Origin of the sequence: Maritimibacter alexandrii, assembly GCF_005871115.1 — a bacterium.
Classification (GTDB): domain Bacteria; phylum Pseudomonadota; class Alphaproteobacteria; order Rhodobacterales; family Rhodobacteraceae; genus Maritimibacter; species Maritimibacter alkaliphilus.
In genome coordinates, this window is sequence record NZ_SWKQ01000015.1 from 89,455 (window position 1) to 116,064 (window position 26,610).

Below are 26,610 nucleotides of genomic sequence, written 5' to 3' on the forward strand. Positions count from 1 at the left end.
CGGGTCAATCTATCCCAGATAGTGGACCACTTTCAGGGGGTTACTCCAAAGGGCGGGGATAAGAAGCTCGTGGCAACGAGGATAAGAACGCTTTTATCGCTATTGGGGCGAACCGGCGTGGCTGGCTGACGATCGGGTCAGAACGAAAATTAATCTGCGAGCCGGGCTTCGAGGATATGCCGCTGGATCTTGCCGCTGGTCGATCTGGGAAAATCCTCGAACGCGATGAAGTGAATTTCGCGTGGTCGCTTATAGCCAGCCAGGCTTTCGCGGCACAAGTTCAGCAGCGCCTCGGCATCCGGCCCGTCATCGCCACAGGCAACAAAGGCCACCGGGCTTTCCCCCCATTTCGCGTCGCAGGCCCTTACCACGGCGGCATCGATCACATCGGGATGAGAAAGAAGCACACGTTCGATTTCCGCCGGATAGACGTTTTCACCTCCGGTCTTGATCAGGTATTTCGCTCGATCCACAAAGTCGACGGTGCCGTCCGCATTGCGCCGGAGCAGATCGCCCATGTGGAAAAGGCCGTTGCGAAAGTCACGGGCATTGGTGTCGTCGGCGTTCCAGTACCCGGAAAACAGCGTCGGACCCCGAAGCGCCATTTCGCCCGGCGTTCCATCGGGGACTTCGCGGTCGTCGGGATCGACCAGCCGCACCTCGCAAAAGGCGCTGATGCGCTTGGACAGCCGGTCCGGGGTCACACCCGGCGCGATCAGATCGGCGGTTCCCGGCGGCAGGCCGGTTTCGGTCGCCCCGAAGGAATTCAGATAGGGCGTGTCCAGAAGACCGGTCAGTTCCGCGATCTGATGCGGCGGCACCAGATCAGCCATTGCGCCGCAAACCTTGATCCCCTTCAGCGGCAAAGGGTTGGCGTGCCGTTCGTTAATAAAAGCCTCCAGTGCCCCGGGCATCATCACGAACCAGCCGATCCTGTGGCGTGACAGCGCCTCGTTGATGACGGCGGGCAGCAGCCCGTCCACCATCACCACGGTCCCGCCCCGCAGGATCGTTGCCAGCGCATGATCGGTGGAGGCCATGTGGAACATCGGCGCCCAGGCGATGAACCCGTCGCCGGGATCCAGCGCCAGCTGGGCCGCAAAAACCATGGATCGGGCGATATGCGCGCGGTGGCTGATAAGCGCCCCCTTGGGCAGGCCCGTGGTCCCCGAGGTATAGAGGATCGTCAGACCGGCCTCGGGGTCGTCAACCATGGTTCCGGTGCGCGGGTCCGGCTCGACCCCGGCAATGGCCGTTTCCAGGTCTGGCCCGACGGTTAGACAGGGTGTCGACGCGACGGCGCGGTAAGCTTCTGAAAGTTCCGGTTCGACAACCGCGAGAACCGGCTCGACCAGATCGATGCAGTGCCGCAGTTCATCGGGGGCAAGCCGCCAGTTCAGACAGGCGACGATCGCGCCGATTCCCGCTGCTGCAAGTTCGACCTCCAGGTATTCTGAGCGGTTATGCGACAGGATCGCGATCCTGTCTCCGGGCGCCACGCCTCGTGCCAGAAAGACAGCCGCCAGACGATCGACCCGCTCCAGCAGTTCTGCATAGGTCAGTTTCCTGCTGCCGTCCTCGATGGCGAGGGCGCGGGCGCAGTCATGTGCGCGGGTTCGAAAGATCGAATACAGATCAGCGCGCCCCGCGCGGATGACGTCGGTCAGCATAGTTTCCCCTTGCCCGAGCCTCGGTTCAGAGATCCTGCGCCAGACGCACGCCCTCATCAATGGCGCGCAGCGCATCCAGTTCGGCGGCCTCCTTTGCCCCGCCGATCATCGTAACCGGGACGCCGCGCGCTACAACCTCTTTGGCCAGGGCCCGTTCCGGTTCCTGACCGGTGCACAGCACAATTGTATCGGCTGCGATGACCGTCGGGTTTCCGTCCGCGACGATGTGCAGCCCCGCATCGTCGATATGTTCATAAGTCACCCCGCCCATTGCCTCGACCCCATGTTTGCGCAGCGCGTTGCGCAGGATCCACCCTGTCGAAACACCAAGCCCCGCGCCCGGTTTAGCGGTCTTGCGCTGCAGCATGACGACCTTGCGGCGCGACGGCTTCGGTGCCAGAGGGTCGCCCGCCAGGGCACCCGAGGAGACAAATTCGGGGTCCACACCCCAGGTTTCGCAAAAGACGTCGGAATTCGCGGTCTCGGCGGGTTTGGTCACTAGGAACTCGGCCACATCATGACCGATGCCCCCCGCCCCCATCACCACGACACGGTCGCCCGCCTCGCGGTCACCGGACAGAATTTCGGCGTAGGTCGCGACGCTGGGATGGTCGATACCCGGCAGGTCGGGAATGCGCGGCGTGACCCCGGTGGCGATGACCACATGGTCAAATCCCTCAAGATCGCTCGCCTCTGCCCGCTGTCCCAGACGCTGCGTGACCCCGTGTTTCTGCATCTGACCGGCATAATACCGCAGGGTTTCGTCGAATTCGTCCTTGCCTGGTGCGGCGCGGGCCAGATTCAGCTGACCGCCCAGTTTGTCCTGCGCTTCGAACAGGGTGACATCGTGGCCCAGCCGCGCCGCCTCGGCGGCTGTGGCCACGCCCGCGGCACCGCCGCCAACGACGGCCACTTTCTTTGGCGTGTCGGTTGGCGTATCCCGGAATTCCGATTCACGCCCGGCCCTTGGATTGACCAGACATCCGACCGGCCGGTCCGAAAAAATGAAATCCAGGCAGGCCTGGTTGCAGGCAATGCAGGTGTTGATCTCGTCTGCGCGGCCTTCGCGCGTCTTTTTCACGAAATGCGGATCGGCCAGAAACGGGCGCGCCATCGAGATCATGTCCGCATCGCCAGAGTCAAGTATGTCTTCTGCAAGCTGGGGTGTGTTGATCCGGTTCGAGGCGACTACCGGGATCGACACCGCCGCTTTGACGTTGGCTGCCGCCTTGCGCCAGGCACCGCGCGGCACCGGGTAGGCGATCGTCGGCACGCGGGCCTCATGCCAGCCGATGCCGGTGTTCAGGATATCCGCACCCGCAGCCTCGATCTTGCGGGCCAGTGCGGCAATTTCATCGGCGGGCGCGCCGCCCTCGACCAGATCGGCCGCCGAAATCCGGTAGATGACCAGAAAGTCGGGGCCGCAACGTTCGCGCACCGCGCGCACGATCTCGACCGGGAATCGGTGGCGGTTCGCGGCGCTGCCGCCCCAGTCGTCTTGGCGCTTGTTGGTGTGGGTGACGGTGAATTCGTTGATCAGGTATCCTTCGGACCCCATGATCTCGACGCCATCAAAGCCTGCGGCCTGCGCATTGGCGGCCGCCACGGCAAAATCCTCGATGGTACGGAGAATGTCGGCTTCGGTCATTTCACGCGGGATGAAACGGTTGATCGGAGCGCGGATCGGCGACGGGGCCACACACCCTTCGATCTTGGCATAGCGCCCGGCGTGGAGGAGTTGTGCGCAGATCAGGCTGCCTTCGGCCTGCACCGCCTCGCAGATCGGGCGCAGGTAAAGCGCTTCTTCCGGGTCATCGATTCTCGGACCTTCTGGATCGAATATGCCCTCGGCATTGGGCGAAAACCCGCCGGTGACCAGAATCGCCGCCTCCCCCCGCGCACGCTCGGCGTAAAATGCGATCTGTTTGGCTATGCCGTCGGGCTCGGTTTCCAACCGCGTGTGCATCGACCCCATGATGACACGATTTCGCAACGTATGCTGGCCTGCGCGGATGGGCGAGAGCATGGTTTCAAAGCTTCCATCTGGTCTATTTTTCACTTTGGTTCTCCTCCTCAAAACTGCACTTGATCTACATTCTAACATTTGTTAGATTTTTTTGGAAAGAAGATTTTCGCTCATGGGGAGGAGCACCGATGCAATTCCAGCCTACAGACGATCAGAAGGCGTTTCGCGAGACCGCAAAGCGCTTCGCAACTGAAAGGCTTGCGCCCACATATCAAGAACGCGCCAGCGGCCATACATTCGACCGTGCGCTGATCAAGGAGATGGGCGCACTGGGGCTGATCGGGGCCGATCTGCCCGAGGAATTCGGGGGACTCGGCGAAAGCTCTGTCACGTCAGGGCTGATCGTCGAAGAGATCGCCTATGCCGATTTCAACGCAAGTTACGTGCAGCTTCTGGGCTCTCTCATGGGCGGAATGGTTGCCAAACATGCCTCCAAGGACATCGCGTCGGAATGGGTGCCCAAGGTTGTTTCGGGTGATGCGGTCATTGGCTTGGGCCTGACAGAGCCGCGCGGCGGTTCGGATGCGGCGAACCTGATTCTGAGAGCCGAGAAATCCGGCAACGGTTGGCGGCTGAACGGTGAAAAGACATCCATGAGTTTTGCCAGTCAGGCGGATGCGGCGGTCGTCTTTGCCCGTACCGGCGATCCTGACGGCGGCTCACGCGGGGTCAGCGCCTTTTTCGTCGATCTGAACCAGGGCGGCATCAAGCGCACCCATTTTGACGACATCGGCACCAAGCCTGTCGGGCGCGGGTCGGTGTTCTTTGACGATGTTTTCGTGCCGGCCGAAAATATGATGGCGGAACAGGACCGTGCCTTTGGCACGATCATGGCAGGCTTCGACTATTCCCGCGCACTGATCGGGCTGGAGTGCCTGGGGGCCGCGCAAGCGTCGGTGGATGAAACCTGGGCCTACGTTCAGGAGCGCGAGGCATTCGGAGCTCCGATCGTGCAGTATCAGGGTGTCAGCTTTCCCCTGGCCGAGGCCGAGACCCAACTGACCATGATGCGCCAGCTTTGCTATTACACGCTGGACCTGCGCGACCGTGGCCTGCCCCACACCTCTCAGGCCGCCATGTGCAAATGGTACCTGCCCAAAACCGCCTGCGAGATCCTGCACCAGTGCCTGATCCTGCACGGACATTACGGCTACACCACCGACCTGCCCCACCACCAGCGCTACAACGATGTGCTCGGCCTGCAGATCGGTGACGGCACCGCGCAGATCCAGAAGCTGGTGATCGCCCGCGAGAAGGTCGGTCGCATGGCGCTGCAGTATGACAAGAAGGCGAAGGGAGCCTCGAAATGAGCGACGCCATCCTCGTCACTTCCGAGGGCAACACCGGCATCATCGAACTGGCCCGCCCCGAGAAATTCAATTGCCTGTCACTTGACGTGCATGAGCGCATTTCTGCTGCGCGGTCGGAATTCGAGGCGAACCCGGATATTCGGGCGATCCTGATCCGGGCGCAAGGCAAGAACTTTTGCACCGGCGCCGATCTGGTGGAAGTGAAAGGTAAATTGAACGATCCCGCCGCGCTGGACCATTTCATCGCCTTTGGCATGAAAAACCTGCGTGCGCTCGAAACCTCCTCCCTCCCTGTCGTAGTCGCAGTGCAGGGGTTGTGTCTGGCCGGCGGGATCGAACTGATGCTGGCCTGCGACGTGTGCTTTGCGGCCGAAAGCGCCCAGTTTGGCGATCAGCATGCGCAATTCGGGCTGATTCCCGGTTGGGGTGGCTCGCAGCGGCTGACGCGGTTGATGGGGCAGCGCAGGGCGCTCGACCTGATGTTCTCGGCCCGCTGGCTCAAGTCGGACGAGGCCAAAGAGTCCGGCCTGGTCAACTACATCGTGCCGGATGCGGACCTGCACAAGTCTGCGCTGGAATACTGCGAGAAAATCGCCACCCGTTCACGTCCCGGCATCGCCGAGATGAAGCGGTTGGCGCGCGAAGGCGCGGACCTTGGTATCGACCAGCAGATGCGGCTTGAGCGCGATGCCGCCGTGCGCGCACTGCCCAGCGATGACGTGGCGGAGGGCCTCGATGCATTCGAGAACCGGCGCGCCCCCGAATTCAAGGCTTGAGGACGAAACATGGATTTCATTTTGAACGACGAACAACGCCAGATTTACGACTATGGCGGCCAGCTGGCGCAGAAGTTCGACAACGATTACTGGCTGAGACACGCACGCAAGCACGAGTTTCCGCACGAAATGTTCCGCCAGATCGCCGATGACGGCTTCCTCGGCATCATGGTGCCCGAGGAATATGGCGGCGCGGGCCTTGGTATGACCGAAATGGCCCTGTTCATGGAGGGCACCGCCAATCACGGCATTCCGCTTTTGATGATGGTGGTCGGGCCGACCATGTCGCTGGCCCATATCGCCAGCCACGGGAGCGAGTTCCACAAGAAAGAACTGCTGCCGGCTGCCTGCCGCGGTGATATCCAGTTCTGTTTCGCGATCACCGAACCGGGGGCCGGGTCGAACACGATGAAGGCCACTACGCTGGCCAAGCGTCGAGGCAACCGGTTCAGCCTGTCGGGCGAAAAGACCTTCATCACCGGGGCCGAAGTGGCCGACTACTGCCTCGTGGTGGCGCGGACCAAACCGCATACCGAGGTCAGCCGCAAGACCGACGGCTTTACCCTGTTCGCCGTGGATCTGAAGAAAAAAGGCGTCGACAAGCAGCGGGTGAAGATCTCGATCCCCCTGCCCGAGGAGCAGTGGACACTGTTCTTCGACGATGTGGATCTCGGCCCCGAGGATGTGGTCGGCGAGGTGGACGAAGGGTTCTCGATCCTGTTCGACAGCCTCAACCCCGAGCGTATTATCCTGGCCGCCTTGTGCTGCGGCATCGGCCGGTTCGCCCTGAACAAGGGCGTGGCCTATGCCTCCGAGCGCAATGTGTTCGGCCAACCCATCGGTGCGCACCAGGGCGTGCAGCATCCGATGGCCAAGGCGCACACAGCGGTCGAGATGGCCAGTCTGATGACCCGGCGCGCGGCATGGGAGTTCGACAACAAGCTGCCTGCCGGTGCGTCGTCGAACATGGCGAAATATGCCGCCGCCGAAGCCGGGATCGAAGCGGTCGACGCGGCGCTTCAGGCGCATGGTGGATCGGGCTTTACCGAGGATACGGGACTTTACGAAATGTACCCGCTGGTCCGCCTGCTGCGCACAGCGCCGGTGAACCGCGAACTGTGCCTGAGCTTTATCGGCGAAAAGGTCATGGGCCTACCACGATCCTATTGATCGCCACGGCTTGGAACGGAGAACGACATGCAATTTGGAATGCGCTTCCGGCGGGAGGATGCCGCCGACAAGGTAAATGATCGCTTCTGGCACGCGATCGAGGGCACGCCGCTCGACGAGGTGCGCCGTATTCAGGAAGAGCGGCTGCGTGATCAGATGGCCTACCTCAAGGCAAACTCGACCTTTTATCAGGAAAAGTTCGCCGAGGCCGGTATGGAATTCGACGATATACGCACCATCGAAGACCTGCAGAAGCTACCCTACACTTACAAGACCGAGATCCGCGAAAGCCTGTCCGCCGCGCCGCCGTTCGGCAAGCACCGCGCCGCGCCGATGGCCGACATCGTCCAGATGCAGGCCTCGTCGGGCACGACCGGCAGCCCCTCATATGTTGCCCTCACCGAAGCCGACGCCGAGATGTGGCACGAGATGACAGCGCGTTGTTTCTTTGCCAATGGCGTGCGCCCCGGCGACATGGTGCTGCATGCATTTTCGCTGGCCAAGGGCTTTGTCGGCGGCATTCCGGTGATGCAGGGCCTGCAGTACATGGGCACGATCGATGTGCCAGTGGGAGCGGACGGCGGTGTCGAGCGGCTGCTGCGCGCCTGCGCCGATACGCGCCCGCGTTGTATCGTCGGCGCTCCGAATTTCGTTCTGCACCTGGCTGAAAAGGCACCAGAAGTGCTGGGATGCAAGGCCAGTGAATTGGGCATGGAACAAGTGGTCGTCGGCGGAGAGCCCGGCGGTGGCATCCCTGCAATTCGCGCAAAGATCGAAGAGGCATGGGGTGCAAAATGCTCTGAAATGCTGGGCGGCACCGACTTGGGCGTGACCTATTGGGCCGAATGCGACGCCCAGACGGGGATGCATATGGTCAACATGGATTATGTCATCACCGAATTGCTCGACCCCGAAAGCGGCGCAATCATACCTTGGGAAAAAGGTGCCGAAGGCGAGATGATCTATACCGCCATCGGCCGGCAGGCGAGCCCTCTGGTGCGGTTCCGGTCAGGTGATTATATCGAGGTCATCGATACCGAATGCTCCTGCGGCCGCACCGGACCGAAGATCCGCTGCACCGGCCGCACCGACGACATGCTGATCGTGCGCGGGGCCAATGTCTTCCCGTCGGCGATCAACAGCATCATTACCGAAATGGTGCCGGACACCAACGGCGTCATGCGCATCGTGGCCGATTTCGAGGGCCATACCACGCAGGGCGCGCTGACGGTGATTGTCGAACGGGGCCCCGATCGCGATCCGGCCGATGACGTCACCCTCAAAAAGCAAATTGAGCAGCGGCTTCGCGACTCCTTGGTCTTCAAGGCCGACGTTCACCTGGTTGCGGCCGACACTTTCGAAAAACCTGGCGCCGCTAAGGTCGCCTTCGTTCTCAGGAAATATCCAGACCTGCCATGACTAGAATGAAATCCCTTCTCGACAGCGGATCGGACGACTTCCGCGCCAACGACGTGTCTTACCGCGAAAAGGTCGATGAACTACATGCCCTCCGGCTCTCACAGCGCGTCGGCGGCCCCGAAATGGCGCGCAAACGTCATGTGGACAAAGGCAAAATCCTGCCGCGCGAACGGATCGAACGGCTGATCGACCCGGGCACACCATTTCTGGAACTCGGCGAGTTGGCCGGATTGCACATGCACAAGGGAGTTCCACCCGGCGCCGGCATCATTACCGGTATTGGCGTGATCGAAGGCCGTCAGTGCATGATCATCGCCAATGATGCCACCGTAAAGGGCGGCACCTATTTCGGGATCACCTGCCGCAAACACGTCCGGGCACAGAAAATTGCCTGGAAAAACCGCCTGCCCGTCATCACCCTCGTGGACTCCGGCGGTGCCTTCCTGCCCGACCAGGCCAACCTTTTCCCCGACGAAGGCCAGTTCGGCTCCATCTTTCACCAACAGATCGGCATGTCTGGCGATGGTGTGCCGCAAATCGCCGTGGTCATGGGGCCCTGCACCGCGGGTGGTGCCTATATCCCCGCGCTCTGTGACGAAGTGGTGATCGTGCGCGGTCAGGGCTTTATGTATCTGGGCGGACCGGAATTGACCTTTGCCGCAACCGGCGAAAAGGTCGAAGCCGAAGAACTGGGTGGCGGCAAGATGCATTCGTCCGTCTCCGGTGTGACAGACCATTTGGCCGAAGATGACGCCCACGCTCTGGCCATCACGCGCGAAATTGTCAGCCATCTTGGCGAAAAACCCCAACCCCGCAAGACGCCCGAAGCGCCCCGTGCGCCCGCCTACCCGGTCGAAGAGATTTATGGACTCATCAGCCGCGACCCCAAGGTGCCGACCGACAACCGCGAAATCGTGGCTCGGTTGGTCGATGAGAGCGATTTTCACGAATTCAAGCCGCTTTATGGCGACACGATCATGACCGGCTGGGGGCGCATCCACGGCCACGAGGTCGGGATCATCGCCAATACAGGCGTGCTTTTCGTCGAAGCCGCGCTGAAGGCGACGCATTTCATCAATCTCTGCGTCCAGCGTGATATTCCGCTGCTGTTCCTGGCCGATGTGAACGGCTTCATGGTGGGCCGCGAGGTCGAGCAGATGGGCATTGCCAAGGCCGGTGCTAAAATGATCACGGCCATGTCTTCGGCCCGGGTGCCGAAATTCACAATCATCACCGGTGGCTCTTACGGCGCGGGATACCTGGCGATGCTGGGCCGCCCGTTCCAGCCGGACGCAATGTTCGCCTGGCCGACGGGACGGTCGGCAATCATGGGGCCGGAACAGGCCGCCAGCGTGCTGGCTCAGGTCCGCGCGCAGATCAACGAACGCGAAGGCAAAAGCTGGACCCCCGAGGAGGAGGAAGCCTTCAAGGCACCGATCCGCAAGGAATACGAAGATTTTCAGGGGGCCTATAATTTTGCTTCCAACCTTTGGATCGACAGCGTGATCGAGCCCTGTGAGACCCGTGACGTCATGGCGCTGATGCTGGATGTAACATCGCGCAGACCCAAGGTCGAAACCAACTTCGGCGTGTTCAGGATGTGAGGAGCGAACCGTGAAAATCAAGACGCTTCTGATCGCCAACCGCGGCGAAATTGCCTGCCGGATCGCGCGCACTGCGCGGGCAAGCGGTATCATTCCTGTCGGCGTGCATTCGCAGGCCGACGCCAATGCCCTGCATGTCCGCGAGATTGGCAAATCTGTCTGTATCGGCGCCGGACCTGCATCCGAGAGCTATCTGAAAATCGACGCGGTGATTGCCGCTGCGCAATCAGTGGGCGCGGATGCGATCCATCCCGGTTATGGCTTTCTGGCCGAAAACCCCGATTTTGCTCGTTCGGTCGAAGCCGCCGGCATGATCTTCATGGGGCCGACGCCGGAAACGCTTGAACGTTTCGGCGACAAGGCCAGCGCCAAAGAGGCCGCCGTGGCGGCCAGCGTCCCGGTGATTTCGGGCGCCGAAGGTGCGCGGTCCGAACCCGAGCAGATTGCCGAGGAGGTGCGCCAAATGGGCCTGCCGGTGCTGCTCAAGGCGGTCGGCGGCGGTGGTGGGCGCGGACAACGGCTCGTCACTGACGAGACCACGCTGGTCGAGGACATCGAAGGCGCGCTGCGCGAAGCAAAATCCACCTTCGGCTCCGAAGGGCTGCTGTTGGAGCGTTTCCTGCCCGAGGCGCGCCATGTTGAAGTGCAGATCGCAGGTGACGGCAAGGGCCATGTGGTGCATCTGTTCGAACGCGATTGCACGCTTCAGCGCCGCCACCAGAAGGTCATCGAGGAAGCCCCGGCCTGGGGTCTGCCCCGAACGCTTCTGGACGACATCGCACGCGACGCGGTGCGCTTGGGCGAAACGCTGGACTATCGCGGGCTGGGCACGGTCGAATTTCTGGTCGCGGGTGGCGAGTATTTCTTCCTTGAGGTGAACCCGCGCATTCAGGTGGAACATCCCGTCACCGAAGCGATCACCGGGCTGGACCTTGTCGCGCTTCACCTGCGGATTGCCGAAGGCGCGGGCCTTGGACTGGTGCAGGACGATCTGACGATCAACGGCCACGCGGTCGAGGCGCGGCTTTACGCCGAAGATCCGGCGATGCAATTCGCCCCGTCGACGGGCACGCTCTCCACGCTCAGCCTGCCATCGGGCCTGCGCATCGACAGCGGCGTCGAAGAAGGCGATGCCGTCACGCCCTACTACGACCCGATGATCGCCAAGCTGATCGTGCACGCGCCCGACCGGGAAACCGCATTGGCACGTCTGGCCACGGCGCTTGATCATGTCGCGGTCGAAGGTGTCGAGACCAATCGCGCCTTTCTAACGGCGCTGGCGCGAAACCATGAATTCGAACGGATGCAGGTGCATACCCGCTGGATCGACGGCAGGCTGGATGAGCTGACACAGGCACCCGGCCTGACCCGCCCAGATCTGTGGAAGGCGACCGCTGCCATTCTCTTCGTGACCCAGTCGCGCAGCGACACAGACGCCAATCCCTGGACCAACCGTGATGCCTTTACCGGCTGGCGGCTTGGACTGGGCGGCGATGCGATTGAAGCGGGGCAGCGCGTGACGCTTACCGATTCTGACGAGGTATCCGAAGAACTGCGCGTCAGTCCTGCCAAACCGGGTGCCAAGTACACCATCCATTCGGAGAAAGGCGAGGCGCTGATACTGTCGGCACGTGAACTGACCCCGGGCCGTTGGCGTGTCGGCGAAGGCGACACCGTCCATCTGATCGACGCGCGCCTGCACGCGGGCGTGATCGAACTGGATACGCCCGAAGGCCGCCTGGTCTTTCGGCCCGCCGCGCCCCTTGCCTTTGCCGGCGGCGATGCCGCGGCGGATCGCGCCGTGACCTCTCCGCTGACCGGCATGATTGTCGAAATCAAGGTCTCCGATGGTCAGAGCGTGGCCGAAGGCGACGTGGTCGCGGTCATGGAATCCATGAAACTCGAAATCTCGATCCGGGCGGCCGCGGCCGGGATCGCCAGCAATATATCCGTCTCGAATGGGGACATGGTCGATCGCGGCCAGGTCATCGCCGAGATCCTGCCATCCGAGGAGTGATGAAATGAGCGACTTTCCCAAATTCGTAGAATTTCGTGAAGAAGGCCCGCGTGAGGGTTTTCAGATCGAAAAGAAGATTTACCCGATCGAAGAGCGGATCGAACTGATCGACATGCTCAGCGAAACCGGCTTGAAACGCATTCAGGTCGGCAGCTTTGTCAGCCCGAAATACGTTCCTCAGATGGCGGACACCGGCGAGTTGTTCCAGCGTATCAAGCGCAAACCGGGCGTGAACTACACATCGCTGTGGCTGAACGACAAAGGGTTTCGCAAGGCCCTGACCGCGCATGAGGTCGATATCGACCCGCGTCTGCTGTTCTATCCTTCCGAAGCATTCGCCCAATCGAACAACAATTGTTCCTCGGCCGAGATGCGGGAAAAACAACGTGACTGGGTCCGTCTTTACAAGGAAGAGGGATATACCGTCGACGCGGCCTATGTGATGACCGCTTTCGGCTGCAACCTCGAGGGCCCCATCCCCCAAGAACGCATCTTGGACGATTTCCGCTTTATCCTTCAGCTATGCGAAGAAGAGAACATCCCCGTGCCGATCCTCGTGGTCGCCGACACCATGGGTTGGGGAAACCCCGAGGCGGTCAAACGGATGATCGGCGCCCTGCGCGAATTGGCGCCCGAGGCGCGCATCGGTATGCACATCCATGACACACGTGGGCTGGGGATCGCCAACGTTTATGCGGCCCTGTCGATGGGCGTGGACATGTTCGAAAGCTCCGTCGCCGGTCTTGGCGGCTGTCCTTTCGCGGGCCACGGCCACGCGCGCGCCGCAGGAAATGTCTGCACCGAGGATGCAGTGTTCCTGTGTCACGAGCTCGGCATCGAAACCGGCATTGATCTGGACAAGCTGATCGCAGCGGCGGTCAAAGCAGAAGAGATCATCGGTGTGCCGCTCATGGGCCGGGTCATGCACACCGGCGGGTTGGACAAATACCGCAAGTCACGCTGAGGGAGCAAGAAGATGACAAAAGCACTTGACGGAAAGGTCGTTCTGGTCACCGGGGCTGGCGGTGGGATCGGGCGTGATATCGCCTTGATGGCAGCTACCGAAGGCGCCGCCGTGGTGGTCAATGATCTGGGCGCATCCCTGAAAGGCACCGGTCAGACAGAAACTGCGGCGCAGAAAGTCGTCGAAGAGATCAGGGCCGCTGGGGGCGATGCCATTGCCGATGGCGGCTCTGTCACCGATCCCGATGCCGCGCGCGCGATGATCGAAGCCGGGGTCAAGGAATTCGGTCGCATCGACGCGGTGGTAAACAACGCCGGCATTCTGCGCGACGGTTACTTCCACAAGATGACCTATGAGGATTTCGACGCGGTGGTGAAGGTCCATCTTTATGGTGCCTTCAATACCAGCCGCGCGGCCGCCGACTATTTCCGCGAACAGGAAAGCGGCGCGCTCGTGCACATGACCTCGACCTCGGGGCTGATCGGCAATTTTGCCCAGGCGAACTACTCTGCCGCGAAGCTGGGCATCGCGGCCTTCTCAAAATCTGTTGCGCTTGATCTCAAGCGCTGGAACGTGCGGTCAAACTGCATCGCGCCCTTCGCCTGGAGCCGGATGATCTCGTCGATCAAGACAGACACCCCGGAACAGGTGGCACGGGTCGAAAAGATCAAGGAGATGACACCGGCCAAGGTTGCACCGATGGCCTGTTTCCTGATGAGCGACCGCGCGGCTGACGTGTCAGGACAGATCTTTGCGGTTCGCAAGAACGAGATCTTCCTGTTCAACCAGCCCCGCCCGGTGCGGTCGGTTCATTCCGGTGATGGCTGGACCGCCGATGAAATCGCCGATCGCGCCATTCCCGCGCTCAAATCGCAGTTCACGCCGCTCGAAGTTTCGGCGGATGTCTTTTCATGGGATCCGGTCTAATGGGAAAACGCAAAGAAAAAATCAGCTCCAGCATTGCCTGGAGCACCCCTGACAAGATCAGCGTGCGTGGCCTCGACCTGCCCAACGAGATCCTGGGCCACATGAACCTCGGCGATCTGGCGTTCCTGCAACTGACGGGCCGCAAGGCCACACCCGAGGAAAGCCGGGTGTTCAACGCCATCGTCATTACCCTGGTCGAACATGGTATCACGCCCTCGGCCCTGGCGGCGCGGATGACCTATATGGGGGCGCCGGAATCGCTTCAGGCGGCTGTGGCGGCTGGCTTGTGTGGGCTGGGCACCGTCTTTGTCGGTTCTATGGAAGGTGCCTCGAAAATGCTTTACGAGGCACTGCCACAGGACAAGTTGGGCACCGGTGTCGATCTGGATGCGCTGGCCGTCGAGACGGTAGAAAAATTCCGCGCCCGCAAGATGATCGTGCCGGGGCTCGGACATCCGGTGCACAAACCGGTCGATCCGCGCACCCCGCGCCTGTTCCAGATCGCTGCCGAGAACGGCAAGTCCGGTGAATACATCGAGTTGATCCAGAAAATTCAGGCCGTTGCCGAAGAAAAATCGGGTAAGATGCTGCCGATTAACGCCACTGGTGCGATCGGAGCGATCTGCTGTGAATTCGGCTTTCCCTGGAAGATCGTGCGGGGCTTTGGCGTCATGGCGCGCGCCATCGGCCTGGTCGGTCATATCCTCGAAGAGAGCGAAAACCCGATCTCCTATGAATTGTGGCAGCGCGCCGAAGAGGAAATCCTCGAAACCTCCGGCCCGGGAGCGGCTTGAACGATGCAGACGTCAGCCCCAGACACTCACACCGATCTGCGCGATGCCTTGCGCGCAATTTGCGCGCAGTTTCCGCCAGAGTATCATCGCAAGTTCGGCGACGACGAAACCTACCCCGAGGAATTCGTCGATGCGCTGACCCGCGAGGGCTGGCTTGCCGCAATGATCCCCGAGGAATACGGCGGCTCGGGTCTGGGCCTGACGGAAGCCTCGATCATCATGGAGGAGGTGAACCGCTGCGGCGGAAACGCGGGCCATTGCCACGGGCAGATGTATAACATGGGCACGCTTCTGCGACATGGTTCGGATGAGCAAAAGCAGACATACCTGCCCGGCATCGCCAGCGGCGCGTTGCGCCTGCAATCCATGGCCGTGACCGAACCGACAACCGGGACCGACACCACCAAACTGAAGACCACCGCGGTCAAGAAGGGTGACCGGTATGAGATCAATGGCCAGAAGGTCTGGATCAGCCGTATCCAGCATTCTGACCTGATGATCCTGCTGGCGCGCACCACGCCGCTGAAAGAGGTCAAGAAGAAATCCCAGGGACTGTCGATCTTCATGGTCGATCTTAAAGAGGCCATCGGCAATGGCATGGAGGTCCGCCCCATCGCCAACATGCCCGGCCACGAAACCAATGAAGTGTTCTTCGACAACCTCGAAATCCCCGCCGAGAACCTGATTGGCACCGAGGGGCGTGGCTTCTATCATATCCTAGACGGTCTGAACGCGGAGCGGACCCTGATCGCGGCGGAATGCATCGGTGATGGATACTGGTTCGTTGACAAGGCCCGCGCCTATGCCGGCGACCGCGTGGTCTTTGACCGTCCCATCGGCCAGAACCAAGGTGTGCAATTCCCTATCGCCAGGTCCTATGTGAACATCGAGGCCGCCAATCTGATGCGCTTTGAAGCCTGCAGGCGGTTCGATGCCGGACTGGATTGTGGTGCACAGGCGAACATGGCCAAGCTGCTGGCTTCGGAAGCCAGCTGGGAAGCGGCCAATGCCTGCATCCAGACCCACGGCGGCTTCGGTTTCGCACGGGAGTACGATGTTGAGCGCAAGTTTCGCGAGGCGCGCCTCTATCAGGTCGCCCCGATCTCGACCAACCTGATCCTGTCATATGTCGGAGAACATATCCTCGGCATGCCAAGATCGTTCTGAAGGCTAGGACTATGGGTGAGATCGACCTTGACGCGCTGGCGCCCTGGCTGGGACGCACCGAGACCAAGGAAGATGTTCTGACGCACGGGCTGATCGACAAATTCCGCGCCACGCTCGGTCCGCATCTTTGGGACGGAGCGGGCGATGTCCCGCTGGGAATTCATTGGTGCCTTGCCCTTGATACCGTGCCAGCGACCGCCCTGTCAGAAGACGGCCATGCCGCGAGGGGTGGATTTCTGCCCCCTGTTCCGCTGCCCGCCCGGATGTGGGCCGGCGGCGATGTTACGCATATCGCGCCGCTGAAAATCGGCGAAACCATCACCCGACGCTCTTCGATCAGGAATATTGTGGCCAAGCAGGGCCGTAGTGGACCATTGGTCTTTGTGACCGTCGAACATGAGTATCTGAGTGGCAACCGGCTTTGTATCCGGGAGCAGCAAACGATCGTTTATCGTGAGATTTCCACCCCCCGCACGGGCGAGAGCGCAGCTGACGCGGGTGACCCCAACACGCTTAGATCGACGCTGACACCGGATCCTGTTCTTCTGTTTCGCTATTCGGCGCTGACGTTCAATGCCCATCGCATTCACTATGATTACGTCTACGCCACCGAAACCGAAGCCTATTCCGGACTTGTTGTGCATGGCCCATTGCAGGCCACGCTGCTTCTGAATCTGGCGGCGGGTGCGTTGAAAACATCGCCCCACCGGTTTTCGTTCCGTGGCCTCGCGCCACTCACCCTGCCCTGCGAATTGCAACTGCACAATGAAGGGACCGGCACCTCCGGGACAGTCTGGTGTCAGGATCAAAAAGGTCTTCGAAGCTTTTCCGCAGAGTACGCGGCCGTCTGATCGGTCTTCTTCGGTAGCGAATTCAGTTGTTGACCAATTTTTCTAACATCTGTTAGGCTTCGCGGAGAGACTTGGTAAATAAACCAGGCAAACCTCTGAATTTAGAGGTGGGAGGAGGAACAATGCGAGGAAAACTCGTAACCAACGAAAAACCGTGCGGTCAGGCTATGCGCGCCTCCATGAGGTGTGGGGCAAAAGCACGGGCCGCAACATGACCACGAATAACGGGCACGTATCCTCACCGCTTGCGGTGCGTGGTGCAACTTTGAAATTTGGCGGTGTGACGGCGCTCGACGATGTGAGCATTTCTGTGGCCGACGATGAATTGCTTGCAATTATCGGACCGAACGGAGCCGGAAAAACATCACTTCTGAACGTGACTGCGGGCTTCTACCGTCCGCAGAAGGGCCGTGTCGAATTGTCCGGGCAGGACGTGACCGGCCTGCGTGTTGACCAGATCGCCCGGCGCGGTCTGGCGCGGACGTTTCAGGGCACCCATCTTTTTGCCGGGCAGACGGTGGTGGAAAACATTATGATCGGCCGCCACATGCTGATGAAATCGAATGTAGTCCAGGCCTTTTTCCAGTTCGGTCCCGTGATGCGCGAGGAATCGGAACATCGTGAAGCCGCAGAGGAGATCATCGATTTTCTCGAGATCGAGGCAATCCGCAACCGGCCCGTGGGCACGTTGGGGTATGGGTTGCGCAAGCGTGTCGATCTGGGCCGTGCATTGGCGCAGGAACCGTCGATCCTGCTGATGGATGAACCGATGGCCGGCATGAACTCGGAGGAAAAAGAAGACTTGGCGCGCTTCATTCTTGATGTGCGCGAGGCGCGCAAGATTCCGGTAGTTCTGGTGGAGCACGACATGGGCGTCGTGATGGACCTTGCCGACCGGATCGTGGTGCTGGATTTCGGGCGGGTCATCGCCGAAGGCACCCCGGAAGAAATCCAGAAGGACCCGGCTGTGATCAAGGCATATCTGGGGTAGCGGCATGGTCAAACAACGGACAGCAATGGTCTTTTCGGACCCGGCAGTGACACATAGCGAAACCCTGCCGCAGGTTTTGCTCGCGCGAGCGACATCCACACCGACCAACCTCGCCGAAAGGCACAAGCGCCTGGGCATCTGGCGTGAATTCACCTGGGCCGATGTTCTTGACAGGGTTCGTGCCCTGGCTCTCGGGTTGGAGAACCTGGGCTTGTCGGCTGGCGAATCGGTCATGATGATCGGCGAAAACGAACCCGAACATTTCTGGGCTGAATACGCCGTCCAGTCGTTAGGCGGCAAAGTCCTGTCTGTCTATCCGGATCAAAACGCTGAAGAGATTCTGTATCTGGCCGAAGACTCGCAAACGCGGATTTTTCTGGCGCAGGATCAGGAGCAGGTCGATAAATGCATCGAGATTGCGGGCAAGTACTCGGGCGCCCTGGCGGTCGTTTACTGGGACGATTCCGGTCTGTGGGGCTATGATCATCCCCTGTTGCATTCGTTTGAAAGTGTGAGCGCGGCAGGGCGTCAGATCCACGCCAAGGAACCCGCCAGATTTGAAGAACACGTAAAACGTGGACGGGCGGACGATACCGCCTTGCTGTCCTATACCTCGGGTACCACGGGAAAACCCAAGGGCGTTGTCATCAGCCATCGCTACCTGTTCGACAATTGCTCGCGGGTGATGGGGGCAATCGAAATCGCGCCGGGCACCGAATACCTGACCTACATTTCGCCGGCCTGGGTCACGGAACAGATTTTCGGCCTGTCGATCGGTTTGATCGCGCCCATGGTCGTCAACTTCCCCGAAGGCCCTGAAGACGTACTGACCAACATTCGCGAACTGGCGGTCGACGCACTGGTGTTCAGCCCGCGCCAGTGGGAAAATCTCGCCTCCATCGTTCAGGCCCGGATGCTGGGGGCGGGTAAAATCCGCAATGCGATGTACAACTGGGGCATGAAGGTCGGCCACGACGTTTATGTGGAACGGCTGGAGGGGCGTAGCCCCAGCCTTGCCGCACGCCTGCAGCTTCCCTTTGCCGAAGCTCTGGTGCTGCATCACCTGCGCGACAATCTTGGCCTTGGTAAGGCCAAAAACGCAATGAGCGGCGGCGCCCTGATGGCACCTGACGTCTTTCGTATGTTCCACGCGATGGGGGTTAAGCTGCGCAACGTGTATGGCGCGACCGAAATCGGCCTTCTGACCGCGCATGTCGGCGAAAGCTATCAGCTGGAAACCAGCGGCAGCTGGATGCAAAGCAACACGAGCTACGGCGAACCGCTGGAATACAGGGTCTCGGACGAAGGGGAGCTTCAGGTGCGTGGCGGATCGGGCTTCGGTGGCTATCACGGCAAGCCCGAAAAGACCGCAGAGGAATTGACCGAAAACGGTTGGTACAAGACCGGTGACGCGGTGTCGATGACCGACGACGGCGAGCTTTTGTTCTTTGACCGTGTCAAGGATATGCGCCGCCTGGCAAATGGGCACAGCTATCCGCCGCAATTCATCGAAACGCGGTTGCGGTATAGCCCCTTCATCAAGGATCTCATGACCTTAGGCGACGAAACCCGGAGCTTCGTCAGCGCGCTTATCAATATCGATATGGAAGTTCTCGGGCGTTGGGCGGAAGAGAACAAGATCAGCTTTTCGACCTACACCGATCTCTCGCAGAAACCCGAAGTTCTGGACCTTATCAAAGGCGAAGTGGCGCGCATCAATGCGCTCCTGCCCGAAGGCTCGCGCGTGGCACGTTTTGCGAATTTTCCCAAGGAACTCGACCCGGATGAAGGCGAGTTGACCCGCAGCCGAAAGCTTCGCCGGGCCTTTCTGGAGGAACGGTATGCCAAGCTCGTCGAGGCGATCTATGCTGGCGATGACGAGACAGATCTCGAAATCGCTGTGACCTATCAGGACGGCCGTCAAGGCGTTCTCAAGACCACGGTTCGCGTGTCGGATGTTGAAAACGCATCGAAGGCTGCCAAGCGGCAGTCCAAATCTTAAAGGAGGTCGGCGACAATGGTCTATTTCATCAATGACATCATTACCGGGGCTTTGATCGGCCTTCTGTATTCGCTGGTGGCCATGGGCTTTGTTGTGATTTACCGCGCCAGCAAGGTGTTCAACTTCGCGCAGGGCGAACTGGTGATCATCGGCGGGTTCATCGTCTGGTTCACAACGATGCAAGCGGGGCTTAGCCTTTGGTTGTCGATACCCCTTTCGCTGGTTCTGGCCGGGCTGGTCGGGTACGCAATCGAACGGATTTTCCTGACAAAGCTGATCGGTGAATCGGTTTTCTCGATGGTCATGGTCACCGTCGGCCTTTTGATCCTGCTGCGCGGTTTGGTGCTGCTTGTGTTCGGTCCCGCGGTAAGACCCTTCCCGATCATTTTTCCGCTGAAACCCTTGTTCCTCGGCGATATGTTGATCCCGATGAACCTCCTGATAGGTGGGATCATCACCATTGTCGCGGCCGTCGGCCTGTCGTGGTTCTTCAACCGGACCCGGTCCGGCCTCCGTATGACCGCTGTGGCGGAGGACCACGTCGTGGCCTCCTCGATGGGCATTTCGGTGAAAGGCTCGATTGCCGTTGCCTGGGTTCTCGGGGCAATCCTGTCCACAATTGGTGCGATGATCTTTCTCAGCGGCAAATCGCTGACCTTCCTGGCCTCGGATATCGGGTTCGCGGCCCTGCCAGTGGCGCTCTTTGCCGGGCTGGAATCCATCGGCGGGCTTATCCTGGCAGGAATAATCATCGGCATCGCGCAGAGCTTGACCACCAACTACCTTGATCCGTTGATCGGTGGCTCGCTCGGCAGTGTCGTTCCATATATCATAATGCTTGCCATTCTGCTGATCCGGCCGACCGGCCTGTTCGGCTGGCGCACAATCGAACGGGTGTAATCCATGGATCCTTCTGGCGTATTCCCGACAAGCTATCGCAGTGACAGACGTTTGATCCGAACGCGCTGGCAGTTTCTGGCCCTCGTCGTATTCGTGGCTCTACTGCTGTTGGCGCCTTACCTGGTGAGCAGCCGTATCATCGCTATCCTGAATATGATGATGATCAGCGCCGTCATCGCCGTCGGGCTTCAGATCTGCACCGGCTATGCGGGCCAGATCAACCTGGGTCAGGCGGCGTTCATGGGGGTCGGCGCCTATACGGCCTCGATACTGGCCTCGAAGACCGGCCTTACGTTTCTGCTGACCATTCCTCTGGCCGGGCTCTCGGCTGCGCTGTTCGGCTTTCTCTTTGGCTTGACCGCGGCGCGGATCAAGGGGTTCTATCTGGCACTGACCACGATTGCAGCTCAGTTCCTGTTCCACTTTGCCGTATTGAACCTGCCGTCTACCTGGCTGGGTGGATCGAACGGTATCACCGTGCCCCCGGCCGAGCTTTTCGGGCTGCGATTTGTCAGCGAATCTTCGCAGTTCTATCTGAATTTCGCGGTCACCGCGATCATGGTGGCGGGCGCGTTCGGGATCGTTCGGTCACGCTTCGGCCGTGCCTTCGTGGCGGTCAGGGATGATGACGTGGCCGCGGGTATAATGGGGATCAATGTCGCGGCCACAAAGGCAAATGCCTTCCTGATCGGCGCTTTCTATGCGGGCGTCGGCGGGGCGCTTTGGGCCTATCTGATCCGCTTCGTGGGGGTAGACCAGTTCACCCTGTTTCACTCTATCTTCTTCGTCGCGATGATCATCGTCGGCGGGATGGGTTCAATCGTGGGGGCCCTGATCGGCGTCTTCATTATCCGCATCATCCAGGAAATTATCGCGACGGTCGGCCCCAATATCGCCGACTCGGTATCATTCCTTGGCGGTGACATCGTGTTCGCTGGCATGAATGTCGTTCTTGGCGGCGTGATCGCATTGTTTATGATCCTCGAACCCAAGGGGCTGATGCACCGCTGGAACATCCTGAAGTCGTCATACCGTATCTGGCCGTTTCCTTACTGAGAAATAGAGCGGCTCTAAACCTGGGAGGAAGAATATGACTTACCAATCGAATCGAGGTCTTCGCGGCTTTCTGGCTGCGGCTGCCTTGGCGGCCGCGGCGACCATGCCTTTGAAGGCGCAGGCCGAAGAGACCTATAATCTGGCCCTGCTGTCGGACTTTTCCGGCCCTTATGCTGACATCATGCCCATCCTGGCAGGCGGACGCGAAGCTGTGTTCACCTGGTGGAATGAAACCCGCGGCAAGGAACTTGGCGTCACGCTGAACTACAAAAACTACGAAACCCGCTATGACGCGGCACAGGTGGCAAGTCTCTGGCCCGGGATCAAATCGGAACTGGACCCGATTGCGGTTGTCGGCCTCGGCGGGCCCGACGTCGCGGCCCTTTCCGAACGCCTGCCGGAAGACAAAATCCCGATGTTCATGGCCACAGCGGCCTACGGTTTTGCCTGGCAACCGGATGCCTGGATTTTCAACCCACGCCCGACCTATTCGCACGAAAGTGTCGGCTTTCTGAACTGGATGCGTGAACAGCGCGGCGGAGACGAACCGCTCAAGGTTGCGATCCTCGCCTCAGAAGCATCGCCTGCCTATGTCGACATGGCAAAGGGCATCGAACTCTATGCCGAAGAGCACCCCGAGGAGATCGACCTCGTCGAGGTCATCTATACCGAAGTTCAACCCACCGATCTGACGGGGCAAATGCGCCGCGTTGTACGAGCCGGGGCCGAGGTGCTGGTAATCCAAACGAACACCTCTATCGTGGTTGCCGCGAAACGTGGGCTGCAGGCCAACGGGGCGAACATCCCGATCATGATGAGTTCGCATAACGGGCTTCCAGCCTCGGGTGGCGCGCTTGGCGGGCTTGAACAAATGGAGGGGGACTTTGAAGCCTACGGCATGGTGATTGCGGCCGATGAGGACACTCCCGCGCGACAATTCTACGAGACATTGGTTGCCGATTACGGACTCGAAGCACCTTGGAACGTCGTGACCGCAATGGGCGTATCTCAGGGTCTCTATACCGTGACCGTGATCGATCACGCGATCGAGGCGAACGGCGCCGAGGGCCTGACCGGAGAGATGGTACGTGAGGCGCTTTTTGCCAAACCGATCACCACCGAAGAAACCCATGGGTTCCTGCCGACCTTGTCCTTTACGCCAGAAGCACCGTTCCCATTGGAAGGCCTCAAAGTGAATGTGGGCACCGTCAAAGATGGGAAAATCACCATCGCGGCAACGGGTGTCGACGTTCCGCAAGTTGAGAAATGGTGAATTAATCCGGGCGCCGCAGTCGCGGCGCCCGTTCTGATCCTTAGCCCCGGGCAATATGACCATGCTGGAACTCAACAACGTAGAGGTGACATATTCCGACGTCATCCTGGCGCTCAAAGGCGTGTCCATGACAGTCCGTGCGGGACAATGTGTTGCTCTGCTCGGTGGCAATGGCGCAGGAAAAAGCACGACGCTTAAAGCCATCTCGGGAACGCTCAAATCCGAGGATGGAACCGTTTCGGCGGGGTCCATCGTTCTGGACGGAACTCCCATTCAGAACATGGAAGCCTCGGAAGTCGTGAAGAACGGTCTCATCCATGTGATGGAAGGGCGGCGCGTTTTGCGGCATCTGACGTCAGAGCAAAACCTGATCGTCGGCGGGCACATGGTGCCCAACTCCGCCGAGCTGAAAAAGCGCCTGGACCATGTTTACACCTTGATCCCCCGGCTTGCGGACCTGCGCAACCGCACCTCTGGCTTCATGTCTGGTGGCGAACAACAACTGCTGCTGATCGGCCGGGCCATGATGGCCAGCCCCAAGATCATCGCGATCGACGAACCGTCGTTGGGATTGGCCCCGATGATGGTCCGGGATGTTTATGAAGTGCTCAAGCAGCTCAAGTCAGAAGGCACGACCTTCTTCCTGGTCGAACAAAACAGCGCCGCGGCGCTATCGATCGCCGACTATGCCTATGTGATGGAGAACGGCCGGATCGTGATGGACGGCCCTGCCGACAAGCTCGCTGACAACGAGGACATCAAGGAATTCTATCTCGGCGTAACCGCATCGGGCGAGCGCAAAAGCTATCGAGATATCAAACACTATCGCCGCCGGAAGAGATGGCTGGGATAGAAAGGAGCGAAGATGAGTAACCTGCTTTCCATCAAAGGTCGTACCGCATTTGTAACCGGAGCGGGGCAAGGCGTTGGTCGGCAAGTCGCGATTTATCTGGCGGAACACGGAGCCGGTGCCATCGTTGTCAACGATTTTCACGCCGAACGGGCCGAAAGCGTTGCCGCGGAAGTGGAGGCAGCGGGTGCAAAGGCTCTGCCGCTCGCCTTCGACGTCTCGGATTTCGACGCGGTTGGCGCGGCGTTTGCCGAAACGCAGACCACATTTGGCGGCGTGGATATCCTGGTCAACAATGCGGGCAACGCCGGGCCGACATCGCGGCTCGACGATCTGGTCCCTTTTTGGGAATCCGATCCCGATGAATGGCGCCGCTGGATGGCCACCAATTTCGACGGCGTGTTGAACTGCACCCGTCACGCCATGCCGTTGATGGTTAACAGTGGCTATGGGCGCATTGTGACCGTCATTTCCGACGCCGGCCGTGTTGGTGAACCGCATCTGGCGGTCTACTCCGGCGCCAAGGCCGGCGCGGCCGGCTTCATGCGGGCAATTGCAAAAGCCGGTGGTCGGTTCGGGATCACCGCGAATTGCGTCGCCTTGGGGGGCACAAGAACTCCGGCTGTCGCCGACCTGATCCCGGATGCAGAGACCGAGAAGCGGGCATTGTCGCAATACGTGATCCGCCGTCTGGGCGAGCCGGAAGACCCCGCCGGAATGATCCTGTTCCTCTGCTCGGATGCTGCCAGCTGGATCACCGGTCAAACTTATCCGGTGAATGGCGGGTATTCTTTTGCCTGCTAGAGCCGCCATCGGACGGCTGCCGCGTCTAGTTGGAGCTGTCCGAAAAAACGCTGTCATTATCTGCCCCGAGCTCGGGGGGCAGATCCGGTATCGCGGTTTCGAAACCATCGAATTTCAACGGCTGGACAATAAAAGTCTCGGCCTTGCCGCCGTCATGCGTAATCTTGCGCAGCAGCTGGCGCGCACGCACATGGGGGTCGTCCAACGTTTCGACCAGGGAATTGACCGGACCCCATGGCACCCCCGCCTTATCCAGAAGGTCGCCCCATTCGGCGCGCGTCTTGTTGACCAAAATCGCCGCGATTTCTTCGCGCAGCGCGGCCTTGCGGGCGACACGGTCGCGGCCTGTCAACGGCGCAAGATCCGCCCTGTTGATCACATCGCAGAACGGTTTCCAGAACCAGTCCTCATGCGCGATGGACAAGGTCAAGAGCTTGCCGTCTTTGCAGGTGAACACGCCATAGCCCGGCTCGGCGATAAATTCGCCCAGCGGTGTTCCATTGGCGGCGGGAACGAGGAATGCGGTCAACATCGAAACCACCGCATCCGACATGGACACGTCCACGTAACGCCCCTGCCCTGTGCGCTGGCTCGACACCACCGCCGACAGGATTGCGATCGCCGCGAACAACGCCGCGCCAACATCCGCAAGGGGGATCGGCGGCACAGGGCCGGGCTGCTTTGCATCGGCCTGATCGGCCAGCAAACCGCCAACCCCTTCATAGCTCAGGTCATGGCCAGCCCTGTCACGATAGGGGCCGTCCTGCCCGTAACCCGAAATCGATACATAAACCAGCCGCGAGTTGACACTACGCATGTCCTCGAAACCGGCACCCAAGGCCGCAAGCTTGCCAGGGCGGAACCCTTCGACGATGACATCCGATTCCTTGGCCAGTTCGCGAAACCGTGCCAGCCCCTCGGCCGATTTCAGATCCAACGCAACGCTGCGCTTGCCTCGGTTCAGTGCCCGGAACAAGGGCGGAAATTGCCGGGCCGGATCGCCGACACCCGGTCGTTCGATCATGATCACCTCGGCTCCCATGTCGGACAACAGCATTGTGGCATAGGGACCGGGAAACTGTTCGGCAAGGCTGAGAATTTTCAGGCCGGCCAGGGGTGCAGTGCTCATATCAATCTCCAGCTCTTTTTTTCCACGTGCGGGTCCGCCCGAGTGCAGCGCAAATCGCCGCAAAAGACAAGGCGAAAAACCAATAATACGTATAATTATCAGGGGCTTAGCATGAGTGAAGCAAAGCAGACGCTATTCGTTGAGCGGGTCGCAAAAACTGAATGGATTACCTTCCAGCGCACCGAACAGCTCAACGCAATGTCAACGCAGATGCTGCGCGAGATGGCGGCAGCACTGGAATCGGCGCTGGCCGACGATGGGGTGCGTACAATTGTCCTGACCGGCTCTGGCCGGGCATTCTGCGCCGGTGCCGATCTGAAAGAAGTTGCTGGCGCCAAACATGCACCAGGCGAGCCGGATCTTCTGGATCTTGTCGATCACACGTTTGGGCTGATGCGACATGGCCCGAAACCGGTGATCGCCGCAGTGAACGGGCTGGCGATGGCGGGCGGTTTGGAAATGGTGATGGCCTGCGATCTGGTCTTTGCCGCCGAAAGCGCGCAACTGGGCGACGCACATTCCAACTTTGGCGTCTTTCCCGGGGCCGGCGGTGCGGCGATCCTGCCGCGTAGGATTGGCCTGAACCGCGCGAAATACCTGCTGTTCTCGGGCGAGAACGTTTCGGCACGGGACATGATGGACTGGGGACTGGTGAACAAGGTCATCGCGGACGAAGACCTGCGACAAGCGGTGCAGGCCTTTACCGACAGGCTGGCAGAAAAAAGCCCGGCGGTCTTACGCCGCATGAAGACGGTTGCCAATCGGTCGCTGGACGTGGACGAAACCGCCGCGCTTTCCGAAGAGATGCTGAACCTGCGCGCGCACATGCGATCCTGGGACATGCACGAGGGTCTGTCGGCGTTCAATGAAAAACGAAAACCGCAGTTTCGCGGATACTAGGTCAGGAGGA

22 protein-coding genes are annotated in these 26,610 nt (G+C 60.3%); 19 read left to right on the forward strand and 3 right to left on the reverse strand.

Going from position 1 to position 26,610, the window contains the following annotated elements; all coding sequences use genetic code 11:
• Nucleotides 1-149: 149 nt before the first annotated feature.
• Complete coding sequence (locus FCT00_RS19105; protein ID WP_138424269.1) at nucleotides 150-1,670, reverse strand: class I adenylate-forming enzyme family protein; 1,521 nt, start codon at nucleotides 1,668-1,670, stop codon at nucleotides 150-152.
• Nucleotides 1,671-1,695: 25 nt separating this feature from the next.
• Complete coding sequence (locus FCT00_RS19110; protein ID WP_138424334.1) at nucleotides 1,696-3,696, reverse strand: NADPH-dependent 2,4-dienoyl-CoA reductase; 2,001 nt, start codon at nucleotides 3,694-3,696, stop codon at nucleotides 1,696-1,698.
• A 59-nt stretch (nucleotides 3,697-3,755) separates the two neighbouring features.
• On the opposite strand from FCT00_RS19110, the gene FCT00_RS19115 reads away from it, so the two are divergent.
• From FCT00_RS19115 to FCT00_RS19200, 18 genes are all read left to right on the forward strand, one after another.
• On the forward strand, nucleotides 3,756-5,006 hold the full coding sequence (locus FCT00_RS19115) for an acyl-CoA dehydrogenase family protein (RefSeq protein WP_306372742.1): 1,251 nt from the start codon (nucleotides 3,756-3,758) through the stop codon (nucleotides 5,004-5,006).
• A complete protein-coding gene (locus tag FCT00_RS19120; RefSeq protein WP_100160964.1) occupies nucleotides 5,003-5,782 on the forward strand; it encodes an enoyl-CoA hydratase/isomerase family protein in 780 nt (259 codons plus the stop codon). The genes FCT00_RS19115 and FCT00_RS19120 overlap by 4 nt, the downstream gene beginning before the upstream one ends.
• A gap of 9 nt (nucleotides 5,783-5,791) precedes the next feature.
• On the forward strand, nucleotides 5,792-6,952 hold the full coding sequence (locus FCT00_RS19125; RefSeq protein ID WP_027264402.1) for an acyl-CoA dehydrogenase family protein: 1,161 nt from the start codon (nucleotides 5,792-5,794) through the stop codon (nucleotides 6,950-6,952).
• 27 nt (nucleotides 6,953-6,979) lie between these two features.
• The gene (locus FCT00_RS19130) at nucleotides 6,980-8,371 is read left to right on the forward strand and encodes a phenylacetate--CoA ligase family protein (protein WP_138424270.1); all 1,392 of its coding nucleotides are present in this window, start codon (nucleotides 6,980-6,982) and stop codon (nucleotides 8,369-8,371) included.
• Nucleotides 8,368-9,975 (forward strand): acyl-CoA carboxylase subunit beta, encoded by a 1,608-nt coding sequence (locus tag FCT00_RS19135; RefSeq protein WP_138424271.1) that lies wholly within the window; start codon nucleotides 8,368-8,370, stop codon nucleotides 9,973-9,975. Before FCT00_RS19130 ends, FCT00_RS19135 begins: the two co-directional genes overlap by 4 nt.
• Before the next feature lie 10 nt (nucleotides 9,976-9,985).
• Nucleotides 9,986-11,992: an acetyl/propionyl/methylcrotonyl-CoA carboxylase subunit alpha gene (locus FCT00_RS19140; protein WP_138424272.1), complete on the forward strand. Its 2,007-nt coding sequence runs from the start codon at nucleotides 9,986-9,988 to the stop codon at nucleotides 11,990-11,992.
• A 4-nt stretch (nucleotides 11,993-11,996) separates the two neighbouring features.
• A complete protein-coding gene (locus FCT00_RS19145) occupies nucleotides 11,997-12,956 on the forward strand; it encodes a hydroxymethylglutaryl-CoA lyase (RefSeq protein WP_027264398.1) in 960 nt (319 codons plus the stop codon).
• Between the two features lie 12 nt (nucleotides 12,957-12,968).
• Entirely contained in the window at nucleotides 12,969-13,883 is a 915-nt protein-coding gene (locus FCT00_RS19150) for an SDR family NAD(P)-dependent oxidoreductase (protein ID WP_028288580.1), read from the forward strand.
• Nucleotides 13,883-14,677 carry a citryl-CoA lyase gene (locus FCT00_RS19155; RefSeq protein ID WP_100160969.1) on the forward strand — a complete coding sequence of 265 codons (795 nt, stop codon included), beginning with the start codon at nucleotides 13,883-13,885 and terminating at the stop codon, nucleotides 14,675-14,677. The genes FCT00_RS19150 and FCT00_RS19155 overlap by 1 nt, the downstream gene beginning before the upstream one ends.
• Before the next feature lie 3 nt (nucleotides 14,678-14,680).
• Nucleotides 14,681-15,844 (forward strand): acyl-CoA dehydrogenase family protein, encoded by a 1,164-nt coding sequence (locus tag FCT00_RS19160; RefSeq protein WP_138424273.1) that lies wholly within the window; start codon nucleotides 14,681-14,683, stop codon nucleotides 15,842-15,844.
• A gap of 11 nt (nucleotides 15,845-15,855) precedes the next feature.
• Nucleotides 15,856-16,695, forward strand: a complete 840-nt coding sequence (locus FCT00_RS19165) for an FAS1-like dehydratase domain-containing protein (protein WP_100160971.1) — start codon at nucleotides 15,856-15,858, stop codon at nucleotides 16,693-16,695.
• Between the two features lie 211 nt (nucleotides 16,696-16,906).
• Entirely contained in the window at nucleotides 16,907-17,686 is a 780-nt protein-coding gene (locus FCT00_RS19170; protein WP_028288584.1) for an ABC transporter ATP-binding protein, read from the forward strand.
• Between the two features lie 4 nt (nucleotides 17,687-17,690).
• Complete coding sequence (locus FCT00_RS19175; protein ID WP_235889210.1) at nucleotides 17,691-19,688, forward strand: AMP-binding protein; 1,998 nt, start codon at nucleotides 17,691-17,693, stop codon at nucleotides 19,686-19,688.
• Nucleotides 19,689-19,703: 15 nt separating this feature from the next.
• Nucleotides 19,704-20,588 carry a branched-chain amino acid ABC transporter permease gene (locus FCT00_RS19180; protein WP_028288586.1) on the forward strand — a complete coding sequence of 295 codons (885 nt, stop codon included), beginning with the start codon at nucleotides 19,704-19,706 and terminating at the stop codon, nucleotides 20,586-20,588.
• A 3-nt stretch (nucleotides 20,589-20,591) separates the two neighbouring features.
• Nucleotides 20,592-21,644 (forward strand): branched-chain amino acid ABC transporter permease, encoded by a 1,053-nt coding sequence (locus FCT00_RS19185; protein WP_138424274.1) that lies wholly within the window; start codon nucleotides 20,592-20,594, stop codon nucleotides 21,642-21,644.
• Nucleotides 21,645-21,678: 34 nt separating this feature from the next.
• Nucleotides 21,679-22,917, forward strand: coding sequence for an ABC transporter substrate-binding protein (locus tag FCT00_RS19190; RefSeq protein WP_138424275.1), 1,239 nt, complete (start codon nucleotides 21,679-21,681; stop codon nucleotides 22,915-22,917).
• A gap of 61 nt (nucleotides 22,918-22,978) precedes the next feature.
• Nucleotides 22,979-23,770: an ABC transporter ATP-binding protein gene (locus FCT00_RS19195; protein ID WP_138424336.1), complete on the forward strand. Its 792-nt coding sequence runs from the start codon at nucleotides 22,979-22,981 to the stop codon at nucleotides 23,768-23,770.
• 12 nt (nucleotides 23,771-23,782) lie between these two features.
• Nucleotides 23,783-24,571 (forward strand): SDR family NAD(P)-dependent oxidoreductase, encoded by a 789-nt coding sequence (locus FCT00_RS19200; protein WP_138424276.1) that lies wholly within the window; start codon nucleotides 23,783-23,785, stop codon nucleotides 24,569-24,571.
• A gap of 25 nt (nucleotides 24,572-24,596) precedes the next feature.
• Here FCT00_RS19200 and FCT00_RS19205 read toward each other — a convergent pair whose 3' ends face one another.
• Entirely contained in the window at nucleotides 24,597-25,700 is a 1,104-nt protein-coding gene (locus tag FCT00_RS19205) for a CaiB/BaiF CoA transferase family protein (protein WP_036540260.1), read from the reverse strand.
• A 111-nt stretch (nucleotides 25,701-25,811) separates the two neighbouring features.
• Here FCT00_RS19205 and FCT00_RS19210 point away from each other — a divergent pair, with 111 nt between their 5' ends.
• A complete protein-coding gene (locus FCT00_RS19210; RefSeq protein WP_028288592.1) occupies nucleotides 25,812-26,600 on the forward strand; it encodes an enoyl-CoA hydratase/isomerase family protein in 789 nt (262 codons plus the stop codon).
• The last annotated feature ends 10 nt before the right edge of the window (nucleotides 26,601-26,610 follow it).